This window comes from Litorisediminivivens sp. KMU-197 (genome assembly GCF_056858395.1).
Map to the genome: position 1 here is coordinate 12,499 of NZ_JBXEQG010000007.1, position 21,862 is coordinate 34,360.

Consider the following 21,862-nt stretch of genomic DNA (forward strand, 5'->3'; position numbering starts at 1 on the left):
ACTCCGCTTGTGCTCAGCCCTCAGTGATTGTCCCGCGGCAGCTGCTGGCGGATCTTCTGATAGGCCGTCGCCAGTTCCAGGCAGCCGCCCTTGTCCAGTTGGCCGACATGCGTGCGGTAAATTTCCTGCCAGGGCGTCTGGCTGACGATCTCCGGTGCCTGCCACGCGTCCTTTCGGGTCTGCCACTCGGCCTCGTCCACCAGCGCATCCATACGCGAGGCATTGAGGTCCAGCCGCACCCTGTCCCCGGTCTGCAAGAAGGCCAGCCCGCCGCCGACCACCGCCTCGGGTGAGGCATTCAGGATCGACGGGCTCTCGGACGTCCCGGACTGCCGCCCGTCGCCCACCGTCGGCAGGTGGTTGATGCCCTGTTTGATCAGCGCATCCGGCGGCTGCATGTTCACCACCTCGGCCGATCCGGGATAGCCGACGCAGCCGACGTTGCGGATGAACAGGATGCAGTTTTCGTCGATCCCCAGCGCCGGATCGTTCAGCCGGTCGTGATAATCCTCCGGTCCCTCGAACACGATCGCCCGCGCCTCCAGGATGCCCTCGCGGCCCGGCTCGGACAGGAAGCGCTTGCGGAAATCCTTGGAGATCACCGAGGTCTTCATCAGCGCCGAGTCAAACAGGTTCCCGGTAAGCACCTTGAAGCCCGCGTTCTCGCGCAGCGGCGCATCGCAGGTCTTCACCACGTCCGTGTCGACACTCTCCACTCCGGCAAGGTTCACCCCCATGGTGTTCCCCGTCGCCGTCATTGCCCCCTCGTGCAGACGCCCGGCCTTGAGCAATTCGCCCATCACCGCCGGCACGCCCCCGGCGCGGAAAAAGCTTTCGCCCAGGTATTCGCCGGCCGGCTGCATGTTCAGCAGCAGCGGCACGTCGAACCCGATGGTTTCCCAGTCCCTGACGTCCAGTTCCACCCCCGCATGCCGGGCGACGGCCTGCAGATGCGGCGGCGCATTGGTCGACCCGCCGATGGCCGCATTGACCACGATCGCGTTTTCGAACGCCTCTCGCGTCAGGATGTCCGACGGCTTGAGGTCGTCATAGGTCATCTGCACGATGCGCTTGCCGGTCTCATAGGCCATCGCCATCCGCTCGCGGAACGGTGCCGGGATCGCCGAGTTGCCGGTCAGCGTCATGCCCAGCGCCTCGGCCATCGCATTCATCGTGCTGGCGGTGCCCATGGTGTTGCAATGGCCCAGCGACGGCGCCGAGGAGCAGACCCGGCTCATGAATTCCTCGTAGTCGATCTTGCCCTCGGCCAACAGCCGGCGGCTTTCCCAAACGATTGTGCCCGAGCCCGCCCGCTTGCCCTTCCACCAGCCGTCCAGCATCGGCCCGCCGTTCAACGCAATCGCCGGCAGGTCCACCGTTGCCGCGCCCATCAGCATGGCGGGCGTGGTCTTGTCGCACCCGGTCGTTAGCACGACGCCGTCGATCGGATAGCCGTGCAGCACTTCGACAAGGCTCAGGTATTGCAGGTTCCGGTCCAGTGCCGCCGTCGGCCGTTTGCCGGTCTCCTGGACGGGGTGCACCGGGAACTCCATCGGGATGCCGCCGCCGGCGCGGATGCCCGCCTTGATGCGTTCCATCAGGAAGACATGGATCTTGTTGCATGGCGCCAGGTCGCTGCCGGTCTGGGCGATGCCGATCACCGGTTTGCCGCTTTGCAACTCCTCGCGAGTGTATTCCTGGTTCTGGTAGCGCTCGAGGTACAGCGCCGTCATGCCCGGGTTGTTCGGGTTGTCGAACCATTCCTGCGAACGGAATTGCTTGTTGGCGCGGGTGTCACTCATGGCCTGTCCTCCCCCCATGGGTCCGAATGTCTGCGGCAGCTTCGGTATTGCGACAGCTTCCGCATTTGGTATACCAAATGCAAGAGCAATTCGCCCTCCTGGCCGCGCCGTTAACCTCTGCGTCTGGGCATGGCAATCGCCGACACTTCCTGACCTGACCAGAGGCTAACATGATCGAATCCCCGCCGCTCCTGACCGTTCGCCGCAGCGCTCCGCGTCCCACCGCCGACCAGGTCGCCGCCTTTCGCAACGTTCCCACCAGCTTCGTCTGCGATGCGATGAACGGCACCGGGGCGCTTGCCGGTGGTATCGGGCCGATCGGCTTCGGCCGCGACCTTGCCTGTGCCGCCGCCGGACCCGCGCTTTGCGCCGACAACGCGGCGGGTGACGTGCTCGCCACCCTGGCTGCGCTCGAAATCGTCGCGCAGGGCGACATCCTCGTTGCCGGAGTAAGAGGCCACCAGGACGCCGCCGCCGCCGGTGATCGTGTGGCGGGGATGCTGCGCAACGCCGGCGCGGCGGGGCTCGTCACCGACGGGCCGATGCGCGACTACGACGGCATCGTCGCCGCCGGCCTGCCGGTCTGGTGCACCGGGCTGACGCCGAATTCCCCCAACGCCACCGGCCCCGGCCGCGCCGGCGACGACGTCCACATCGGCGGCATGACCGTCCACAGCGGCGACATGATCGTGGCCGACCGCGACGGCGTGGTGGTCGTCCCTTTCGCCCGGATCGATGCGGTGATCGCCCGGCTCAAGCAGATCAGGCAACTGGAAAGCCAACTCGACGCCGAGGTCGCAGACGGTCGCCGCACCATGGCCCTCATGGAAGACCTGATCGCGCGGGGCGAGGTCGTGTTCATCGACGACTAGCGCAGTTCCAGCCCGAACCCTGACCTGGAACGCGATCCTCATGCCGGAGGCGTCCCACCGGCACGCTTCCCCGTCATGGCACCAGCGAGCCTGCGTCCCTCACACCGCCCGAACCAGCCGGAGTGCGTCGTAAATCGCCGCATGGACATTCCGCGCGCTGACCGCGTCGCCGATCCGGAACAGCTGGAACCCGCCCTCGCGGTTGCGCACGGTCGCCTGCGGCGCGCCCGCCAGCAATGCCTCGTGGTCCACCTCGCCCAGGTTCGACGACAGCGGCTTAAGGTCGAAGTAGAGATCCGCCAGCGGCAGCGTACCGTAGTTCACCACCACCTGGTCGCAGCGCGCCTCGGTCCGGTGATCGCTGTAATCGGTGCCCAGCATCGCCACCAGCCGGTTGCCTTCGCGCGTGACTTCCAGCAAGCGCCGACAGACGGTCATCCTGACGTCGAGGTGCTGCAACGCCCGCATGTAGGGCGTCAGAGTCATGCCCATGATCTCGGGCGCGAAGGTGCGGTCCGGGGTCACGATCTCGACCTTCGATCCGGCTTCTGCCGCCACTTCGGCCGCCATCAGCGCCGGATGGTCGCCGCTTTCGTCGTAGATCAGAACCTCGCCCGCCGGCTTCACGTCGCCCGAGATGATGTCCCAGGCGCTCACCACATGCGGATGCGCCTCTTTGGTCTCGAACAGCGCCGTGTTGGGCAGGCCGCCGGTGGCAACGATCACCACGTCGGGGTCCAGCGCGGTCACGTCCTCGGCCTCGGCCCAACAGTTGAACCGGAACGCCACGTCCCGCGCCGCGCATTGCGCCATGCGCCAGTCGATGATGCCTTTCATCTCGCGGCGGCGCGGGTTCTGCGCCGCCAACCGCAGCTGCCCGCCCGGGTCCGGCGCGGCCTCCAGCACCGTGACGTCATGGCCGCGTTCCGCCGCGACGCGCGCCGCCTCGAGCCCGCCGGGGCCCGCGCCGACAACCGCCACCCGCTTGCGCTCGGTGGCAGGCGCGACCACGTGCGGCAAGCTCAGTTCCCGGCCGGTCGCGGCGTTGTGGATGCACAGCGCCTCACCGCCCTGATAGATCCGATCGAGGCAATAGGTGGCACCGACGCAAGGCCTGATCTCGTCCTCGCGGCCTTCCATCACCTTGCGCACGATATGCGGATCAGCGATGTGGGCGCGGGTCATGCCGACCATGTCGAGAAGCCCCGCCGAGACCGCGTGCCGCGCCGTCGCCACGTCGGCGATGCGCGCGGCGTGAAAGGTGGGCAGGCCGATCTCAGCCCTCACGGTGCCGGCGAAATCGAGGTGCGGTGCGCTTTTCATACCCTGCACGGGGATAACCTCAGTCAGCGCCGGATCGGTGTGGATGCGGCCACGGATTACGTTGAGGAAGTCGACCTTTCCGGTGGCTTTCAGGATGCGGCTGATCTCTAGCCCCTCCTCGGCGCCGATGCCGCCCGGCTGCGACTCGTCAGCGGTGTAGCGGAAGCCAACGATGAAGTCCGGGCCAACCCGGTCGCGCACCGCGTCCAGAACCTGAAGCGACAGGCGCATCCGGTCCTGCAGCGCCGGGCCGCCGTAAGGTCCCTCCAGCCGGTTGGTCAGCGGTGACCAGAAGCTGTCAATCAGATGCCCGTAGGCCTCGATCTCGATGCCGTCCATGCCCCCCGCCTGCATCCGCTCGGCCGCGTCGGCGAAATCGCGGATGACACGGGCGATGTCCCACTCCTCGACCACCTTCGGAAAGAACCTGTGCGCCGGTTCGCGGTCCGGCCCGGACGAGATCGAGGGCAGCCAGTCGCCCTTCGACCATCCGGTGCGGCGGCCCAAATGGGTGAGCTGGATCATCGCCGCACAGCCGTGTGCGTGCAGGGCATCGGTGAGGTCCCTGATATAGGGCACCACCTCGTCCTTGTAGGCGAGGATGTTGTTGAACGAAGGCGGACTGTCGCGCGACACCACCGCAGACCCTGCGGTCATGGCCAGCGCCACGCCGCCCTTGGCACGCTCTTCATGGTAGGCTCGGTAACGCGCCTTGGGCATGCCGTCTTCGGGGTAAGCCGGTTCATGCGCCGTGGTCATGATCCGGTTCTTCAGGGTCAGGTGTTTCAGCTTGAACGGCTGCAGAAGCGGGTCGTTGGACATGGGCAGGCTCCCTGTTGCCCAGTGGGTGTCCCGGCGACGATTCCAGAAATGTTCATATGCGTCAAGTTTTCGTTCACCAGTGACGATTTTCTTGTCACCGCCCGCGCGGAGGGCTAGACCCGAGGTCATGGAAACGCAGGACGGAACTCCCTCCGCCGGTTGGCGCGGCTCGCGTGAACTCTGGCTCGACGCCGCGCAAGAGGCCTTCGTCGAGAATGGCCTCGGCGCGGTGAAAATCCAGCCGCTCGGCGCGCGGCTGGGCCTGTCGCGGACCTCGTTCTACTGGTTCTTCAAGGACCGCGCGGCGCTGTTGGAGGCGCTGCTCGCGCGATGGGAGACCCGCAACACCGGCGCATTGATCGCCGCCGCCGAGGCCTATGCCGAAAGCGCCGCCGAGGGCGTCCTCAACCTGATCGCCGCCTTCCTCGATCCGGAACGGTTCGAACCGCGCTTCGACCTCGCGGTGCGTGGCTGGGCTCATGGCTCGGACAAGGTCGCGGCGCAGGTCCATGCCGCCGACGAGGCGCGGTTGGCGGCGATCCGGAAAATGTTCAGCCGGTTCGGCTTCGATGCGGCCGAGGCCGACGTGCGGGCGCGAACGGTCTACATGGTGCAGATCGGCTATATCTCGATGCAGGTGCGCGAAAGCATGGCGGTGCGGATGAACCGTGTGCCGGCCTATGTGAAGACCTTCGCAGGACAGCCGCCCACCGAAAGCGAACTGCGGCGCTTCCGGGCCCTGCTGGGATATAATGGCGAAGACCGGAAGCCTCCCGCGTCCCGGACCTGATCCGGGACCTCCACCCTAGCGCCGACCATGAGGTCCCGGGTCAGGCCCGGGACGGTGCCCCATGACTGCGTGCCTGCCTGCCCTCAATCCTGTTCCGCCCGCACCATTTCCAGCGTGCGCGTCAGATGTTCGCGCATGGCGCGTCGGGCAGCGTCGGCATCGCGGGCCTCAATGGCCTCAAGGATACGCGCGTGCTCTTCGACCGAATTGCCCTGTGCGTCGGTGCCGGGGGCGTGCGACAGGTCCAGCCGCATCCGGGGGATGAGCAAGGGGCCAAGGTAATCCAGCAGGTCCGACAGATAGGGATTGCCCGCCGCCGCCGCGATTGCGCTGTGAAAGCGGAAGTCGGCCTGGCTGGCGGCTTCGCCCGCCCCGACCGCGCGCGCGAAGGCCTCGGCCGCCTCGCGGATCGCCGTCAGGCCGGCCGCGTCGTGCCGCTCGGCCGCCAGCGCCGCGCCCACGGCCTCCAGTCCCAGCCGCATCTCGAGGATCGACACCACGTCGCTCAGCGTCTCGTGGTGCGGCAGTTCAAAGCCGTGGTCGCGCGGCACGCTGCCCGCCACCACGTAGCCTTTGGGCCCCTCGGTCAGCACGCCCTTTCCGGCCATTTCCTCGAACGCCCGGTCGATCACCGAGACCGAGGTCACGAATTCCGCCGCCAGCGCCTCGCGGTCGCCGGGGCTGTCGCCCTGCGCCAGGTCGCCTGCGGCGATGCGTTCGCTCAGCGCATGCGCCACCTGGTGGGCGATCTTCTGCAGCCAGAGTGCGCGTCTTGAAGTTGCGGATGCCATCCTAAGCCCCCTTCACCTGACGTTCGTAACGGATCGAGGCGAGCAGCGAGAGACCGATCAGGCAGGCACCGAGCAACCCGGTGATCACCTCGGGAATATGCACCAGCGACTGAACGAACATGATGATCGACAGCACCAGCACCGAATAGAACGCGCCGTGCTCCAGATAGCGGAACTGCGCCAGCGTCTTGCGCTCGACCAGCATCACCGTCATCGACCGGACGTACATCGCGCCGATCCCCAGACCAATGGCGATCAGGAACAGGTTCTGGGTCAACGCGAAGGCGCCGATCACCCCGTCGAAGCTGAAGCTCGCATCCAGCACCTCAAGGTAAAGGAATGCCCCGAGCCCGCCCTTGGCCGCCGCGCTCGCGGCCTCTTCCTGCGCATCGAGGATGTGGCCGATCAGTTCCACCGCGAGGAAGGTCACCAGCCCGCAGACCGAAGAGAACAGGAATTCCGCGCCCTTCTCCTCGGGCAGCGACACGGTAAAGCCCAGCGCGATCACCAGCACCAGCGCCACCTCCAACCCCTTGATCGAGGCCCATTCCCGCAGCCGGCGTTCCACCACCCGCACCCAGTCGACCTCTTTCTCCTGATCCATGAAGTAATTGAGCGCCACCATCATCAGGAAGGTCCCCCCGAAGGCCGAGATCGACAGGTGCGCCTCGTCCATGATGCGGGCGTATTCCTGCGGCTCGGCCGCGGCCAGGATGATCGCGTCGATCGGGCCGATCTTGGCGGCAATGACCACCACCAGCAGCGGAAACACGATCCGCATCCCGAAGACGGCGATCAGGATGCCCCATGTCAGGAAGCGGTGCTGCCATTCGGGCGTCATGTCCTTCAGCTTGTTGGCGTTGACGATGGCGTTGTCGAAGCTCAGCGAGATCTCCAGCACCGCCAGCACCGCGCCGATCATAAGGAAGGACAGCGCGCCGCCGATGGTGCCGGTGGTCTGCCAGCCAAGCCAGCCGGACAGGATCAGGCCCGTTGCCGTGACGATGAAGGGCCATTTAAAATACGACAGAAGGGGGGTCATGCGCTTTCGCTCTGTTGCCTTGGTTGAAGGGCGGACATCATCGCCAAGCCAGACCCGCATCTTTCCGGGGTATAGGCCACAGGTTTCCGCTCCGTTGATCCAGAAGTTGCATGGAAGGCACAATTCGTCAGTCTCATCCAGCCGGACACGAATGTCCAGAACACGCCCTGACGTCCCGTGCCCCGGTCTTCCTGCTGAACTGGGGTTCTGCCGAGGGAATTCCACCTTTTGTTAACCCTTCCGGTGGCTTGCTGGTGCTACCCTGGACGCAGGCGCTGCACACCGCGCGCAAGCCGGGGACCGCTGGCAAGGGGAGATCTGGTAAGAAGGCTGATGATGATATCGATTTGCAGGTATGTGGCTGGTTCGGTCATGTGCGCTCTGGCCGCGGCGCTGCCGGCGGCTTCAGGCGCGGATTACCCCGAAAAGCCGGTGGAATTCGTGGTGCCCTGGCCTCCGGGCGATCTTGAGGACGTACTGACCCGGATGATCGCCGAGGACTTCCAGCAGGCCTACGCGGTCCCGGCAGCGGTGGTCAACCGTCCGGGCGGCGGCGGCGGCCCCTTTCCCGGTGCGGTTTCCGTCGCCACGGCAGCGGCGGACGGCTATGTCGTCGGCTCCTTCAGCACCGCCGTTCCGGTGGTCGGGCCGGGCCTCGGCATCCCCGAGCTTGGCCCCGACCTGTTCGAGCCGCTCGGCATCTTCCTCACCTATCCCTTCGTGATCGTCGCAAGCGCCGACGCGCCTTATGACGACATGGCGGGGCTTGCCGCCCATGCGCGTGACAACGCCGTGGTGCTTGGCCATTACGGCGCTCCACTGGTGCCGACGCAGGTGACCAAGGCGCTGGCGCGCGAGATGGGGTTTGCCTATGCCGCCGACGCGGCATTTGACACGCTCGATTGCAACACGTTGGCTTCGGGCGATGTCGACGTGATGAACACCACCCTGCAACTGCTGATGCCCTGCATCGACCGGATCTCCGTGCTGGCCTCGCTGGGCGCCCGGCGCATCCCGGTCACCCCGGACACGCCTACGGTGGCGGAATTGGCCCCGGGGCTGGACATCGCGCTGTGGAACGGGCTCTTCGTGCACCGCGACACCCCGCAGGTCGTGCGTGACAAGATCGTTGCGGTGGCACGACAGACGGTCGAGTCCGCGCGTGCGCAGACGCTGGCCGCCAAGACCGGGGCACTTGTCTACTGGCAGGACGCCGCGGCGGCCACAGTGCGGATCGGACAGGATATCGAAACGCTTCGCGCCATCCGGACGACGATGGACGACTAGCCCGAACTCGGCAAGGCAGGAGCGAAGATCATAAAGACTCAGCGCAAACTCGGCAGCCGCCATACCGGAGACCTCGTCTTCGCCTGCGCCTTCCTCGCGCTGTCGGTCTTACTTCTGTCGCAGCTCGGCCAACAGACAGCAGCCCCCACCGGTGGGCCGCTGGCCGCCCAGCCCCGGTTCTGGCCCGCAGTGTCGCTGGGCGGAATGTGCCTGTTTGCAACGTTGCACCTGTTGTCGAGGGCGATGGCCCCTCGCACCCCCGGCCGTTGGCGCGAAGTGCTGACATGGCTCCGCGCGCTGGAGTTCGCCAGCTGGTTTGTCGCCTACGCGCTCTTGGTGCCGATCCTCGGATACCTGCCCACAACCCTCACCATTGTGCTGACGCTGCTGGTCCGGCTCGGGCACCGCTCCGCGCGGATGCTGGGCTGGGGGGCCCTGGCCTCGACGGTCGTGGTGGTTCTGTTCCGCACGCTGCTCGAGGTCAGGCTGCCGGCCGGCGCGGTCTATCAGCATCTGCCGGACGGGTTGCGGCAGGTCCTGATGATCTATCTCTGACGGGGGCACGGCGCGTGGAGACCTTTCTGGACGGGGCCGCAATGGTGTTGCGCTGGGACGTGGCGGCCGCGCTTGTGATCGGGTCGGTCGGCGGCGTGGTGATCGGCGCCATACCGGGTGTGGGCCCGGCCGTCGCCATCGCCATCCTGCTGCCGGCCACCTTCGCCTTCGACCCGCTGGTCGGCCTGACCCTGCTGCTGGGTATCTACGGCGCCTCGATGTACGGCGGCGCGCTGCCTGCGGTGCTGATCAACACGCCGGGCACGGCGGTCAACGCGCTGACCACCTGTGACGGCCACCCCATGACCCGGCGGGGCGAGGCCAAGCGCGCGCTTGCGCTGGCCTATTCGGCCTCGTTCTGCGGTGGCGTCGCGGGCATCCTCTGCCTGATCCTCCTGTCGCCGGTGCTGGCGCATGTCGCGCCGCTGTTTGGCAGCCGCGAGCTGTTCCTCGCGGCGGCCCTCGGTCTCGTGTTGGTGATACTCGGCCATCGCGGCCAGATTTTCGCGGCGGGCATGCTGGCGATGCTCGGCGTCTTCCTGCAGACCATCGGGCTGGACGCCATCACCTATACCAGCCGCTACACCTTCGGCATGAGCTGGCTGACCTCGGGCGTCGACCTGATTGTCGTTGTGCTGGGCCTCTTCGCGCTGTCGCAGGCCTTCGCGCTGATGATCGCGCCGGACACCCGCCCGCTCCCGCAAGGCCCCGCAGGCTCACCGGCTTCGGGCTTCCGCGAAATCGCGCGTTACAAGCGGGTGACGGCGGCGTCCTCAGGCCTCGGCGTGCTGGCCGGCATGGTGCCCGGCGCAGGCGAATTCACTGCGCAGTACCTGAGCTACACCTATGCACGACGCACGTCGCTCACGCCCGAGGCGTTCGGCAGAGGCGCGCCGGAAGGGCTGATCGCGTCGGAGGCCGCCAACAACGCGGTGCCGGCGGCGGCAATGATCCCTCTGCTGGCGCTGGGCATCCCCGGCGAGGCGCTGACCGCCATGATGCTGGCGGTGTTTCACGTCCACAACGTCATCCCCGGCCCGACGCTGTTCCAGACGCAGATGGATTTCGTCTATGCGCTGTGTCTCGCGCTGCTGGGGCTGAACGTGATCGTCATCGCATTCCTGATGGTCTCGTCTCACATGCTGGTCGCCGTGGTCCGCATTCCTTCACGGTTTCTCGGCGTGATGATCCTGATCCTGAGCTTCGTCGGGGTCTATTCGCTGCGCAACGCGCCAAGCGACTGCTTTGTCGCGGCGGGGGTCGGGGTTTTCGGGCTGATCCTGCGGCGGCTGAGGCTGCCGCTGGTGCCGGTCGTGCTGGGCATGGTGCTGGGCGGCATTATGGAGGTGAAGCTGCGCAGCGCCATGGCCCGGATCAGCACGCCGCTCGACCTGATCGACAGGCCCGTCGCGCTGCTGCTGTTTGCCGCCATCGTGCTGGTGATCGCGCTGCATGTCCGTGCGGTCCTGCGCGATTCCGCGTCCAGAAGCGGCAAACCCGGCACCCACCGCGCCGCACCAGAGTGAGACGCCGCCACGCCATGCGCCGGGTCAGGGTGACACAACGTCATGCTGCAATTGCAGCAATATCAGAACGGGTTATCACGCGAATTTGCCAGAATTGCCGGGTATTTGGCTGGATAGATGCGAGGGAAAATGTTTCGATGGCTTATGTCGCACATAGACAAGTCGTGTCGCATTCATATGATCCGTTCGCGCCCCCCGGCCCCACACTCGGTCGGCAGGTCCGGTGCCGGACATATAAGAACGCGCGCGTTCCGGATGCAGAATCCGGGATGACGCAAGAATACCGGCAACCGCAAACCCGCCGGACCTACGCATGACCACAGGGAGAGAACACATGCGAAACACCAAGCAACCAGGGCTGATGGATCGGCTGGCCGATGCGGCCCGTTCGGGACGGCTGTCGCGGCGCGACTTCATGCGCCACTCGGTCGCCGCGGGCGTCACGGCATCGGCCGCAACCGGCATCTGGACCACCGAGGCAAAGGCGCAGCCGAAACGCGGCGGCACCCTGCGGGTGGCGCAACATGACGGCAACACCTCGGACACGCACGACATCGGCGTCTACCAGTCGAACTTCGACATCAACCTGGCGCACTGCCACCGGTCCTACCTGACCATGATCAACCCGGACGGCACGCTCGGCCCCGATCTGGCCACCGAATGGAGCGCCACGCCAGACGCCACCGAATGGACCTTCAAGCTGAATCAAAACGCCACGTTCCATGATGGCAACAAGGTCACCGCCAACGATGTCATCGCCTCGATGAACTATCACCGCGGCGAAAATTCGACCTCGGCAGCCGCGTCGCTGCTGTCGTCGGTCACGGACATCACCGACAACGGCGATTCGATCACCTTCAAGATGGATTCGGGCAACGCCGACCTGCCGTGGCTGATGACCGACTATCACCTCGCCATCGTGCCGGCCAATGACGACGGCACCGCCAACTGGCAGTCGGGCATCGGCTCGGGCCCCTACAAGATCACCGAACTGAACTTCGGCACCGGCTGCAGCCTCGTCCGGCACGAGGACTGGCACGGCGAAGGCGCCTATTTCGATGCGGTCGAGATCCTCGTGATCAACGACCCGAACGCCCGCCAGACCGCGCTGGTCACCGGCGACGTCGACTGCGCCTCGCTGCTGGAAAACAAGACGCTGGGCCTGCTGGGCCGTGACCCGTCGATCGTGGTTGAGAACGTGCCTTCGGCACAGGCGATCACCATGCCGATGTTCTGCGATCAGGCCCCGTTCGACAACGTCGACGTGCGCAATGCGCTGAAGCTGGCGATGAACCGGCAGGAACTGGTCGACAAGATCGCCTTCGGCGCCGCCACCATCGGCAACGATTTCCACCATTCGCCGGCCATGCCCTATTGGCCCGAGGACATCCCGCAGCGTGAATACGACCCTGAGCAGGCCAAGGCGCTGCTCAAGAAGGCGGGGATGGAGAACCTTTCGGTCAGCTTCTCGACCGCCGATTCGATCACCACCGGCGCGGTCGACGCCGCCGTGCTCTACTCCGAGCAGGCCAAGGCCGCCGGTATCGACATCCAGGTGGTGCGCGAACCCAACGACGGTTACTGGTCGGACGTCTGGCTGGTCAAACCGTGGTGCATGGTGGTCTGGGGCGCGCGTCCGACGCCGGACGTGATGTATTCGCTGGCCTACAAGTCCGACGCCGCCTGGAACGAATCGCACTGGCAGAACGAACGCTTCAACGAACTGCTGCTGCAAGCCAAGGCCGAACTGGACGAAGGCCTGCGCGCCGAGATGTACCGCGAAATGGCGATGCTGGCGCGGGACGACGGCGGCACGCTGATCCCGTACTTCCCGAACTTCGTCTATGCCCGCCGGTCCAATGTTGCGCGCGGCGACAGCGTTGCGGCAAGCTGGCAGATGGATGGCTATCGCTACGCCAGCCGCTGGTGGTTCGACAGCTAAGCACGAACGCGGCGGCCCGACATCACACCGGGCCGTCGCACCGGCCCCGCAACGGGGTCCAATAAACGCGCCCGAATGCGGTGCAGGAAAAGGGGGATCCTCGTGGGGGACATTCTCAGTCTTATTCTGAAGCGGTTGGGCTTCGGCCTAATCACCTTGTTGATCATATCCATCATCATCTTCTTCATGGTCGAGCTTTTGCCCGGCGACATTGCCCAGCAGGTTCTGGGCATGGGCGCGACAGAAGAGAACCTCGCCGCCCTGCGCGAACGCATGGGCCTCAACGATCCCGCCCCGGTGCGCTATTTTGCCTGGCTGGGTGGTGCGGTGACCGGAGACTTCGGCACCTCGATCGTCAGCGGCGAACGGGTCAGCACGGTCATCACCGAGCGCTTCATCAATACCCTGTTCCTCGCCGCCTATGCGGCGGTCATCGCGGTGCCCTTCGCCATCGTGCTCGGCGTGATCGTGGCCCTGCTGCGCAACACGCTGTTCGACCGGGTGGCCAACGTGCTGACGCTGACCTCAATCTCGTCGCCCGAATTCTTCCTGGGCTACGTGCTGATCCTGTTCTTCGCGGTAAAGTGGCAGATGTTCCCGGCGATCTCGTCGCTCAGCAGCGACATGTCGTTCCCGGACCTGCTGGAACGCACCTTCCTGCCGGCGCTGACGCTGGTGCTGGTGGTCACGGCGCACATGATGCGCATGACCCGCGCCGCCATCATCAACCTGCTGGCCTCGCCCTATATCGAAATGGCCCGGCTGAAGGGCACGCCACCGTGGAAGGTGATCGTGAAACACGCCCTGCCCAACGCCTGGGCGCCGATCATCAACGTGATCGCGCTGAACCTCGCCTACCTCATCACCGGCGTGGTGCTTGTCGAGGTGGTCTTCGTCTATCCCGGCATCGGGCAGGCGCTGGTCGACGCGGTGTCCAAGCGTGACTTCCCGGTGGTGCAGGCCTGCTGCCTGATCTTCGCGGCGACCTTCATCCTGTTGAACCTGGCAGCCGACGTTGGTGCGATCCTCACCAACCCGCGCCTGCGGCATCCGAAGTAAGGATAAGAAACCATGAGCGTCTTCGTCATCCTCTACTTCGCCGCGCTGATCATCGCATCGGTGCTCGCCGCCTTCTACGAAAAGCGCGGTCCCTTCATCCTGCTGTTCTCGCTCACGCTGGTCAGCTTCGTGCTGGGCATCGTCGGCGGCACCGGCGCCCTGCGCTTCATCGCCATTTCGGCAGCGATCCTGGCGTTCGCCGGGGGGGTCGCCTACTGCTTCCGCGAGTTCCTGATCCTGCTCGTGCCGACCAACCTCGGCAAAGAGCTGAAAACTGCGCCGCTGACCGCCGCCTTCGGCATGTTCGTGATCTTCACCTATGCCATCGCCGCCATCTTCGCGCCCTGGATCGCGCCGTTCGGCGAAAGCGAAGTCGTGTCGTCGGCCTTCGCACCCCCGGATGAGAACATGCTGCTTGGCGCCGATCAGCTGGGCCGTGACATGTTCAGCCGGATCATCTTCGGTGCGCGCAACTCGGTGGGCCTCGCGCTGACTGCCACCGTCGCGGCCTTCGTGATCGGCGCCGGGGCGGGGCTTCTGGCGGCCACCAAGGGCGGCTGGTTCGATCAGTTCATGGGCCGCTTCGCCGACGTGATCATGTCGATACCGTCGCTGATCTTCGCGCTTCTGATGCTGTCGATCTTCGGGCCGCACATCTATGTCATCATCATCGCGGTGGCGATCATCTACGCCCCGCGCGTCTTCCGCCTGACCCGCGCGGTCGCCGGCAACGTGGTGGTGATGGACTATATCGAGGCTGCCAAGCTGCGCGGCGAGGGCACCGGATACCTGATCCGGCGCGAGATCCTGCCCAACTCCACCGCGCCGCTGATCGCGGAATTCGGGCTGGAGTTCTGCTTCGTCTTCCTGCTGGTGGCGGGTCTGAGCTTCCTTGGCCTCGGCATCCAGCCGCCCACCGCCGACTGGGGCTCCATGGTGCGCGAAAACGCCACCCTGATCTCGTTCGGCGATTACACCCCGCTGATCCCGGCCGCCGCCATCGCGCTGCTGACCGTGGCGGTCAACTTCGTCGTCGACTGGATGCTGTTCCGGTCCTCCGGCCTGAAGGAGCAATAAGCCATGGTACATGACAAGTCCGTCCTGCTCGAAATCAAGGACCTCAAGATCGAGGGCTACACCGGCGAGGAATGGGTGCCGATCATCAAGGGCGTCGACCTGACGCTGCACAAGGGCGAGGTGATGGGCCTGATCGGTGAAAGCGGCGCCGGCAAGTCCACCATCGGCGCCGCCGCCATGGGCTATGCCCGCGACGGCACCCGCATTGTCGAAGGCTCGAAGATCGAATTCGACGGCATGGAACTGACAACCGCCACCGAAGCCGAACGCCGCGCGCTGCGCGGGTCGCGCATCGCCTATGTGGCGCAATCGGCGGCGGCCAGCTTCAACCCGGCGCACAAGATCATCGACCAGCATACCGAGGCGCCGCTGCACTATCGCATCCAGAAACGGATGGAGGCGCAGGAAGACGCGATGGACCTCTACGAGCGTCTGCGCCTGCCCAACCCCAAGGAAATCGGCTTCCGCTATCCGCACCAGGTTTCGGGCGGCCAGCTTCAGCGGGCGATGACCGCGATGGCCATGTCCTGCCGGCCCGACCTGATCATCTTCGACGAGCCGACGACGGCGCTCGACGTGACCACCCAGATCGAGGTTCTGGCCGCGATCCGGGACATTGTCGACCAGTTCAACACCGCCGCCATCTACATCACCCACGACCTTGCCGTCGTTGCGCAGATGGCGGACACCATCAAGGTGCTGCTCAGGGGCGAAGAGGTCGAACAGGCCTCGACCGAGGAGATGCTGGAAAACCCGCAGGAGGACTACACCAAATCGCTCTGGGCCGTCCGCAGCTTCAAGCGTCCGCAGAAGCCGCGCCCCACTGGCGAGGAACCGGTGATCTCGGTGCAGAACGTCGACGCCGCCTATACCGGCGGGGTCAAGGTGCTGGACGACGTGTCCTTCGACATTCACCGTGGCATGACCGTGGCCGTCGTGGGCGAATCCGGCTCCGGCAAATCGACGACGGCGCGGGTCATCACCGGGTTGCTGCCGCCGATGAACGGCCAGGTGCTGTTCAAGGGCGATCCGCTGCCGCCGAACTACAAGGACCGCTCGAAGGACCAGCTTCGGCAGACGCAGATGATCTATCAGATGGCCGATACCGCGCTGAACCCGAAAGTGCGCATTTCCGAGATCATCGGCCGTCCGGCGCAGTTCTACTCGGGGCTCAAGGGCGCGGATCTCAAGCACCGGGTGGACGAATTGCTCGACCTGATCGAGCTTGACCCGGCGAAGTTCTACGATCGCTATCCACCAGAGCTGTCAGGCGGCCAGAAACAGCGCATCGGCATCGCCCGCGCGCTGGCCGCCGAACCCACCTTCATCATCTGCGACGAGGTCACATCGGCGCTCGACCAGCTGGTTGCCGAGGGCATTCTGAAACTGCTCGACCGGCTGCAAAGCGAGCTGGACCTGGCCTATATGTTCATCACCCACGATCTGGCCACCGTGCGTTCGATCGCGGACGAGGTGGTGGTGATGCAGCACGGCAAGGTGGTCGAGCAGGGACCGAAGGACCAGATGTTCACCCCGCCGCACCATCCCTACACCGATCTGCTGCTCAGCTCGGTGCCCGAGATGGACCCGAACTGGCTGACCACCCTGCTTGAGGAACGCGGCGTCGACAACGTCGGCGAAGCCGCCGACGTCTAAGGCCATAAGCGCCGCCGCCCCGGATCATGTCCGGGGCGTGCGCAGGGCCAATCACTCCGGATCAGCGCGACCGGATTGAACAGAACATGAAACAGGGGTAAGGGACCGCTCGGGTCTCAGGTCATTGCCATGCCGGTGGCCAGCATCGTCGCCAGCAGAATGCCATAGACAACGAACACGGCCGGCAGGGTGCCGGCGCGGGTGCGTGCATCGCGGATGAGTTCGTCACGTGTCATCATCGGTCCACTCCTCGGGCATTGAGCGGTTGGCGTCCAAATGGCGCTGAGCCATGAATCGCAGGTAGGACAACTATCCGAGTCGAACAAGCGCTCAGTTATTAAAATCAATGCCATCTGTGCATACCTGTGTTGCGCCCGCTGCATGATATGCGCTTTCATGCCGCTTCCGGATCACGCGTGTCGCAAACCGACCAGACTGCGTGGCAGCCCCTGTCCGGTCACGCGCTGATGTGACGACAACGCCCCTTCAATCCCGACACCCCGCACATCGCCTGTCGCGCCCGCGCGTCCGCCGAAAAATCCAGCCTGACCGTGTCCGCCGGCGATTGAGTGCGCCCCGGTCAAGTCTGCGCGAGGCCTCGCCCAGCGCAGGGAACCCCCGGAACAAACTCTACCAGCCTCGCGTTTATTCGCCAGCAAGGGAAAAGAAGGACCCTGACAATGACACTGAAGATTCTTAACAACAGCACGGCGCTGGCGCTTTGCCTTGCGCTGGTGGCACCCGTGGCCGGCACGGCCCAGGAAAAGCGGATCTGTGCCGATGGATCGAACGCGCCTTGTACGGCCGCCGACCAACAGGCTGCGCTCGACGATGTGGCGGCGACGATCAACGCTGGCCAGACTCCGACGGAGTTGCAGATCGACGCTCTGGCCAAGCCGGCACTTCTTGCTCTGGCGGCAGAGATCGACATCCCCGCAAACGAGGCTGAACGCCTGCCCGAAGATACCCTGCGGGAACTGGTGAAGCGCGTTCTGGGCGTCGATGCCGACGCGGCAGTCGCACGCGCGACAGAGCTGTCCATGGATCGCGGCGACTCTGTCGAGGAACTCGCGCAATCGCTCGATGCCGAGGCCCGCGCCTCCGGTGAGGTCGAACAGGCCAGCCCCGAGGTGGTTGAAGTCGCTCCCGAGGTCGAAGCTGCTCCGCAGGTCGAGGCCGAAGCGGAAGTCGAAGTCGAAACCGACACCGACCTGCCGCAGGTCATGAACAACGAGAGCGCCGGCGAGATCATCGTCGAGTCCGAGGCCGCACCCCAGGCCGAGATGATCGAGAACACGGCTAGGGACGTCGAAGTTGATCCCGGCCGGCCTTTCGATGCCTCGACGCTGACGGCTACCGATATCGACATGCTGGGACGCAACAACCTGATCCAGCTCAGCTCCAACCTTGACCTCGACATCGGCAATGCCGACGCGATGAGCGACAACGAGTTGCGCAATGCGGTCAAGAACGCGCTGGGCCTGCCGGTCGATATGCTGGACCCCGGCACCACCGAGGTTGTCGAAGCCGACAACGGCACCGCCGTGATCAGCGAAAGCGACAGCCCGGAGATCGACAACACGCCTATGGCTGCGGGGGACGATACCTCGGGCCAAGGCGAGGTTGTCGTGGAAACGCTGACCGAAGACGACGTGCGCTCCAGCGACGAAGAGTTCGAAACCGACGTGATCGTCGACGGCCGTGCGCAAGCGCAGTCGGACAATAACGATGACGACGACGACGACCGCCGCGGCCTGAACAACGCCGAAACCGCCGCTGCCCTCGGGCTTGGCGTTCTGGCACTGAGCCAGATCCTTGGTGGCGACGACGAGGTCGTGTCGAACTCGGGCGACCGGATCGTGGTTCGCCGCGACGGCGAACTGGAGGTTTTCCGTGACGACGACGTCCTGCTGCGTCGCCCCGGCGCCGAAGTCGAAACCACCCGTTTTGACGATGGGTCAACCCGGACCGTGGTGAACCGTCCCGATGGAGCGCAGGTCATCACCGTGCGGGCCGCCGACGGCACCGTGCTGCGCCGGGTGCGCGTGCGCCCCGATGGCACGCGGATCATCCTGTTCGATGACACCGCCCAAGAGGTCGCACCGGTCGACGTGACGGTCCTGCCCAAACCGCGCCGGCGTGAGGTCGTGGTCACGACCGACAGCGACAGCGCAGCCCTCGAAGAGGCGCTGAATGCCGAGCTTTCCGTCAACATCGACCGCCGCTTCTCGCTGCGTCAGGTGCGCTCCATCAGCGAGGTTCGCCACCTCATCCCCGAGGTGACCGTGGACGCGATCAACTTCCGCACCGACTCGTCGGTCATCCTGCCGGAAGAAGCCGAAGAACTGGCTGATCTCGGCCGCAAGCTGGCGGACTTCATTGCCGCCAATCCCGATGAGGTCTTCCTCGTGGAAGGTCACACCGACACCGTGGGCAACGCGGCCTACAACCTTGCCCTGTCGGACCGCCGGGCGGAATCCGTGGCGCTGGCGCTGGTCGAATACTTCGATGTGCCGCCGGAAAACCTGGTGATCCAGGGTTACGGTGAATCCGACCTGCTGGTTCCGGTCGAAGGCGACGAACGCGCCAACCGCCGCGCCACGGTGCGCCGGATCACGCCGCTGCTGCAGACAGCGCGGATCGACTGACGCGCCGAGTGTCTTGTTAATGAGTTCGGGCCCCGCCATTGCCCTTCGGCGGGGCCCTTTTGCATTCGGCGAACGATCTGCGCACTGACTGACCGCCTGATTGCGCTATACAGGGCTGACTGCTGCGGGGGTTACCCCGCAAGCCGTCAAAGGCCTTGCGCAACGCGCCGCACCGTCTCAACCCGCGCGAGGTTGGGCGGATGCGTCCCGAGGAAGCGGTTGCCGGGGTCGGGGATGCGGGCAAAGAACTCGGCACCGCGCACCGGATCATACCCGGCCCGATAGGCAATCACCGTGCCCAGCGCATCGGCCTCAAGCTCGAAATCCTTGGTAAAACTGCGCCGTCCCAGGGTGGCCCCAAGTTCCAGCCCGGCCCGGATCGCCGCATCGTCGCCGCCGGCGATGGTCGCCACACCGCCAAGGATCTGACTACCAAGCGTGGCATGGCCGCGGGCGCGCTCGATATGACCGGCGATGTGGTGCGCGGCTTCGTGACCCATGATGAAGGCCAGTTCGTCGGCATTCCGGACGGCGAGGATCAGCGCGAGGTTGAAGGCCAGAAGCGGGCGGCCGCTTTGATCGACGGTGTGAAACGCATTGGGCGCCTGCCCGAAGGTGTCGTCGATCACGATCTGGAAATCGCACGGCCCCTGCACCCGGCGCTTGCGGCACTCGGCCTCGGCCACCGGTTCGACGGTCTCGACCACCCGGATGAACTGCCGCGCGGCGGCCTCGGCCCGGCGCTTGATCTCGGCCTCGCCAAGCTCGGCCTCTTCCGATTGCGGCACCGGCACCACGGGGGCCGGTGCGACACAGGCGGCCAGAAGAAGCAGCGAAAGGATTTGCAGGAAACGTGTCATGTGACCGGCACCTTAGGGGGCCTCCACTGCGGGGACCAGAGGTCAGACAGAGGCAAGGCGGGGAATTGCTCATGCCCGGTCCCGCCAGCGGTTGCAAACCCCTGCCAAGCAGATACTCTTTGCGCATGTTCAGCATCGAGCACGAATTCGACGCCACGGTCGTCACACTGGTGGACGAGGGCGAAACCCCCTTGCAGGAGGACGTGATCGTACACGGCTTTGCCGAATGCATCACCGTCGAGCAATACGACCCGCGCGAGGACAGGGTCCACAAGATCACGCTGTCAATCGCCCAGATGCGCGATCTGGCGACCGCGATAGATTTGCCCGAAGGGGTGTATCGGCGGTCCAAGGAAGAAGAGTGACGGCGGCCGAATTGTTTCGCGCGCGAAACATTTTCGTTTATTAACATACGGTTAATTCCTGAGTGACCGCACCTGCCGAACGCCGTATGGCGGCGATGGACGGGCAGAAAGCCGGGCGGGCGGGCTTGAAAACACCGGCGCGGCGGGTGACATAGTCCGCGACCCCGAGGAGACGCCCGATGCCCCAGCCCGCCCACGCCGCCCTGGACTTCCTGCTCAGCCGTCGATCGCGACCGGCCAAGCTGCTGCGCGCACCCGCGCCGGACCGCGACGCGCTGATGCCGATCCTGACAGCGGCGGCGCGCAGCCCGGACCACGGCAAGCTGGAGCCCTGGCGTTTCGTGGTGCTGGAGCGCGGCGCGCTGGACCGGCTGGCGGCGCTTGCGGTGAAACGCGGGCAGGCGCTGGGCCATGACGCCGAGCAGATCGAGAAGACCCGCGCCACCTATGCCGGCAGCCCGCTGGCGGTGGCCGTCGTCTCTTGCCCGAAGCCGTCGGAAAAGGTGCCGGAGATCGAGCAGGTCTATTCCGCCGGCGCGGTCTGCCTGTCGCTGCTGAATGCCGCGCTTGCAAGCGGCTGGGGCGCGAACTGGCTGTCCGGCTGGGCCAGCCATGACCGCGGGTTCGTCGAGGAAGGGCTGGGTCTGCAACCCGGCGAGGCCGTCGCCGGGATCGTCCATATCGGCACCGAGAAGAGCGCACCGCCCGAACGCCCCCGCCCCGATCTGGATGCGATCACCATATGGCTGGACCGATGATCTTCGCCGCCTTCATGAAGTCGCTGGCGCAGCTCAGCGACGCGCGGTTCCGCCGGGTGCTGTGGATCGGCATCGGGCTGACGGTGGCGCTGCTGGTGGCCGCCTACGCCGGGCTGCTGTGGCTGATCGAGTGGCTCACGGGCGAGTCGGTGACACTGCCGCTGGTGGGTGAGGTGACGTGGTTCGGCGATCTGCTGAGCTTCGGATCGTTGCTGTTCATGGTGGTGCTGTCGGCCTTCCTGATGATCCCCGTGGCCTCGGCCATCACCTCGATGTTCCTCGACGAGGTGGCGCAGGCGGTGGAGGACCGGCACTATCCGGCCCTGCCCGCTGCCGAACCGGTGCCCTTTGCCGCGGCCTTGCGCGACACGGTGAACTTTCTCGGGCTGCTGATCGTGGCGAACCTGCTGGCGGTGGTGCTCTACCTGCTGTTTCCGCCCTTCGCGCCGGTGATCTTCTGGGCGATGAACGGGTTCCTGCTGGGGCGGGAGTATTTCACGCTGGCCGCCATGCGGCGGATCGGCCGCGATGGCGCCCGCGCGATGCGGCGCAAGCATGCCGGGACGATCTGGATGGCCGGCGTGCTGATGGCGATGCCGCTGAGCCTGCCGCTGGTGAACCTGCTGATCCCCATCCTCGGGGCGGCGACGTTCACCCATATCTTCCACGCGCTGCACGGCCGGTGAC

19 protein-coding genes are annotated in these 21,862 nt (G+C 65.6%); 13 read left to right on the forward strand and 6 right to left on the reverse strand.

Features of this window, described 5'->3' with window-relative positions:
• Positions 1–20 precede the first annotated feature (20 nt).
• A complete protein-coding gene (locus tag AC04PT_RS14770; protein WP_482874489.1) occupies positions 21–1,802 on the reverse strand; it encodes an IlvD/Edd family dehydratase in 1,782 nt (593 codons plus the stop codon).
• Positions 1,803–1,972: 170 nt separating this feature from the next.
• Between AC04PT_RS14770 and AC04PT_RS14775 the strand changes: the two genes are divergently transcribed.
• Positions 1,973–2,674 carry an RraA family protein gene (locus tag AC04PT_RS14775; RefSeq protein ID WP_482874490.1) on the forward strand — a complete coding sequence of 234 codons (702 nt, stop codon included), beginning with the start codon at positions 1,973–1,975 and terminating at the stop codon, positions 2,672–2,674.
• Positions 2,675–2,773: 99 nt separating this feature from the next.
• Here the strand turns inward: AC04PT_RS14775 and AC04PT_RS14780 are convergent, their stop codons facing one another.
• Positions 2,774–4,819 (reverse strand): oxidoreductase, encoded by a 2,046-nt coding sequence (locus AC04PT_RS14780; protein WP_482874491.1) that lies wholly within the window; start codon positions 4,817–4,819, stop codon positions 2,774–2,776.
• A 127-nt stretch (positions 4,820–4,946) separates the two neighbouring features.
• Here AC04PT_RS14780 and AC04PT_RS14785 point away from each other — a divergent pair, with 127 nt between their 5' ends.
• Entirely contained in the window at positions 4,947–5,609 is a 663-nt protein-coding gene (locus AC04PT_RS14785) for a TetR/AcrR family transcriptional regulator (protein WP_482874492.1), read from the forward strand.
• 83 nt (positions 5,610–5,692) lie between these two features.
• Here AC04PT_RS14785 and AC04PT_RS14790 read toward each other — a convergent pair whose 3' ends face one another.
• A complete protein-coding gene (locus tag AC04PT_RS14790; protein ID WP_482874493.1) occupies positions 5,693–6,400 on the reverse strand; it encodes a FadR/GntR family transcriptional regulator in 708 nt (235 codons plus the stop codon).
• Between the two features lies 1 nt (position 6,401).
• On the reverse strand, positions 6,402–7,442 hold the full coding sequence (locus AC04PT_RS14795) for a DUF475 domain-containing protein (RefSeq protein ID WP_482874494.1): 1,041 nt from the start codon (positions 7,440–7,442) through the stop codon (positions 6,402–6,404).
• 372 nt (positions 7,443–7,814) lie between these two features.
• Here AC04PT_RS14795 and AC04PT_RS14800 point away from each other — a divergent pair, with 372 nt between their 5' ends.
• The 7 genes from AC04PT_RS14800 to AC04PT_RS14830 all read left to right on the forward strand — a co-directional run bounded on the left by AC04PT_RS14800 (position 7,815) and on the right by AC04PT_RS14830 (position 16,544).
• Complete coding sequence (locus AC04PT_RS14800) at positions 7,815–8,729, forward strand: tripartite tricarboxylate transporter substrate-binding protein (RefSeq protein WP_482874495.1); 915 nt, start codon at positions 7,815–7,817, stop codon at positions 8,727–8,729.
• A 30-nt stretch (positions 8,730–8,759) separates the two neighbouring features.
• Positions 8,760–9,284 (forward strand): tripartite tricarboxylate transporter TctB family protein, encoded by a 525-nt coding sequence (locus tag AC04PT_RS14805; RefSeq protein ID WP_482874664.1) that lies wholly within the window; start codon positions 8,760–8,762, stop codon positions 9,282–9,284.
• 14 nt (positions 9,285–9,298) lie between these two features.
• Positions 9,299–10,810, forward strand: coding sequence for a tripartite tricarboxylate transporter permease (locus AC04PT_RS14810; RefSeq protein WP_482874496.1), 1,512 nt, complete (start codon positions 9,299–9,301; stop codon positions 10,808–10,810).
• 334 nt (positions 10,811–11,144) lie between these two features.
• Positions 11,145–12,752: an ABC transporter substrate-binding protein gene (locus AC04PT_RS14815; protein WP_482874497.1), complete on the forward strand. Its 1,608-nt coding sequence runs from the start codon at positions 11,145–11,147 to the stop codon at positions 12,750–12,752.
• Between the two features lie 102 nt (positions 12,753–12,854).
• Complete coding sequence (locus AC04PT_RS14820; protein WP_482874498.1) at positions 12,855–13,811, forward strand: ABC transporter permease; 957 nt, start codon at positions 12,855–12,857, stop codon at positions 13,809–13,811.
• Between the two features lie 12 nt (positions 13,812–13,823).
• Positions 13,824–14,888 (forward strand): ABC transporter permease, encoded by a 1,065-nt coding sequence (locus tag AC04PT_RS14825; protein ID WP_482874499.1) that lies wholly within the window; start codon positions 13,824–13,826, stop codon positions 14,886–14,888.
• Positions 14,889–14,891: 3 nt separating this feature from the next.
• On the forward strand, positions 14,892–16,544 hold the full coding sequence (locus AC04PT_RS14830) for an ABC transporter ATP-binding protein (RefSeq protein ID WP_482874500.1): 1,653 nt from the start codon (positions 14,892–14,894) through the stop codon (positions 16,542–16,544).
• Positions 16,545–16,660: 116 nt separating this feature from the next.
• Here AC04PT_RS14830 and AC04PT_RS14835 read toward each other — a convergent pair whose 3' ends face one another.
• Entirely contained in the window at positions 16,661–16,783 is a 123-nt protein-coding gene (locus tag AC04PT_RS14835; protein ID WP_482874501.1) for a hypothetical protein, read from the reverse strand.
• 441 nt (positions 16,784–17,224) lie between these two features.
• On the opposite strand from AC04PT_RS14835, the gene AC04PT_RS14840 reads away from it, so the two are divergent.
• Positions 17,225–19,192: an OmpA family protein gene (locus AC04PT_RS14840; protein ID WP_482874502.1), complete on the forward strand. Its 1,968-nt coding sequence runs from the start codon at positions 17,225–17,227 to the stop codon at positions 19,190–19,192.
• 146 nt (positions 19,193–19,338) lie between these two features.
• Here AC04PT_RS14840 and AC04PT_RS14845 read toward each other — a convergent pair whose 3' ends face one another.
• Positions 19,339–20,052: a M48 family metallopeptidase gene (locus tag AC04PT_RS14845; protein ID WP_482874503.1), complete on the reverse strand. Its 714-nt coding sequence runs from the start codon at positions 20,050–20,052 to the stop codon at positions 19,339–19,341.
• 125 nt (positions 20,053–20,177) lie between these two features.
• On the opposite strand from AC04PT_RS14845, the gene AC04PT_RS14850 reads away from it, so the two are divergent.
• The 3 genes from AC04PT_RS14850 to AC04PT_RS14860 all read left to right on the forward strand — a co-directional run bounded on the left by AC04PT_RS14850 (position 20,178) and on the right by AC04PT_RS14860 (position 21,861).
• Entirely contained in the window at positions 20,178–20,417 is a 240-nt protein-coding gene (locus tag AC04PT_RS14850) for a hypothetical protein (RefSeq protein WP_482874504.1), read from the forward strand.
• A gap of 179 nt (positions 20,418–20,596) precedes the next feature.
• Positions 20,597–21,175 carry a nitroreductase family protein gene (locus AC04PT_RS14855; RefSeq protein WP_482874505.1) on the forward strand — a complete coding sequence of 193 codons (579 nt, stop codon included), beginning with the start codon at positions 20,597–20,599 and terminating at the stop codon, positions 21,173–21,175.
• A complete protein-coding gene (locus AC04PT_RS14860) occupies positions 21,172–21,861 on the forward strand; it encodes an EI24 domain-containing protein (RefSeq protein ID WP_482874665.1) in 690 nt (229 codons plus the stop codon). The genes AC04PT_RS14855 and AC04PT_RS14860 overlap by 4 nt, the downstream gene beginning before the upstream one ends.
• The last annotated feature ends 1 nt before the right edge of the window (position 21,862 follow it).

Bases quoted from the DNA above. Each gene is read 5' to 3' on its own strand.
- AC04PT_RS14835 (WP_482874501.1), bottom strand. From the start codon at position 16,783: ATGATGACACGTGACGAACTCATCCGCGATGCACGCACCCGCGCCGGC.
- AC04PT_RS14850 (WP_482874504.1), top strand. From the start codon at position 20,178: ATGTTCAGCATCGAGCACGAATTCGACGCCACGGTCGTCACACTGGTG.
- AC04PT_RS14860 (WP_482874665.1), top strand. From the start codon at position 21,172: ATGATCTTCGCCGCCTTCATGAAGTCGCTGGCGCAGCTCAGCGACGCG.
- AC04PT_RS14840 (WP_482874502.1), top strand. From the start codon at position 17,225: ATGACACTGAAGATTCTTAACAACAGCACGGCGCTGGCGCTTTGCCTT.
- AC04PT_RS14855 (WP_482874505.1), top strand. From the start codon at position 20,597: ATGCCCCAGCCCGCCCACGCCGCCCTGGACTTCCTGCTCAGCCGTCGA.
- AC04PT_RS14795 (WP_482874494.1), bottom strand. From the start codon at position 7,442: ATGACCCCCCTTCTGTCGTATTTTAAATGGCCCTTCATCGTCACGGCA.
- AC04PT_RS14825 (WP_482874499.1), top strand. From the start codon at position 13,824: ATGAGCGTCTTCGTCATCCTCTACTTCGCCGCGCTGATCATCGCATCG.
- AC04PT_RS14785 (WP_482874492.1), top strand. From the start codon at position 4,947: ATGGAAACGCAGGACGGAACTCCCTCCGCCGGTTGGCGCGGCTCGCGT.
- AC04PT_RS14790 (WP_482874493.1), bottom strand. From the start codon at position 6,400: ATGGCATCCGCAACTTCAAGACGCGCACTCTGGCTGCAGAAGATCGCC.
- AC04PT_RS14780 (WP_482874491.1), bottom strand. From the start codon at position 4,819: ATGTCCAACGACCCGCTTCTGCAGCCGTTCAAGCTGAAACACCTGACC.
- AC04PT_RS14770 (WP_482874489.1), bottom strand. From the start codon at position 1,802: ATGAGTGACACCCGCGCCAACAAGCAATTCCGTTCGCAGGAATGGTTC.
- AC04PT_RS14830 (WP_482874500.1), top strand. From the start codon at position 14,892: ATGGTACATGACAAGTCCGTCCTGCTCGAAATCAAGGACCTCAAGATC.
- AC04PT_RS14815 (WP_482874497.1), top strand. From the start codon at position 11,145: ATGCGAAACACCAAGCAACCAGGGCTGATGGATCGGCTGGCCGATGCG.
- AC04PT_RS14775 (WP_482874490.1), top strand. From the start codon at position 1,973: ATGATCGAATCCCCGCCGCTCCTGACCGTTCGCCGCAGCGCTCCGCGT.
- AC04PT_RS14845 (WP_482874503.1), bottom strand. From the start codon at position 20,052: ATGACACGTTTCCTGCAAATCCTTTCGCTGCTTCTTCTGGCCGCCTGT.
- AC04PT_RS14800 (WP_482874495.1), top strand. From the start codon at position 7,815: ATGTGCGCTCTGGCCGCGGCGCTGCCGGCGGCTTCAGGCGCGGATTAC.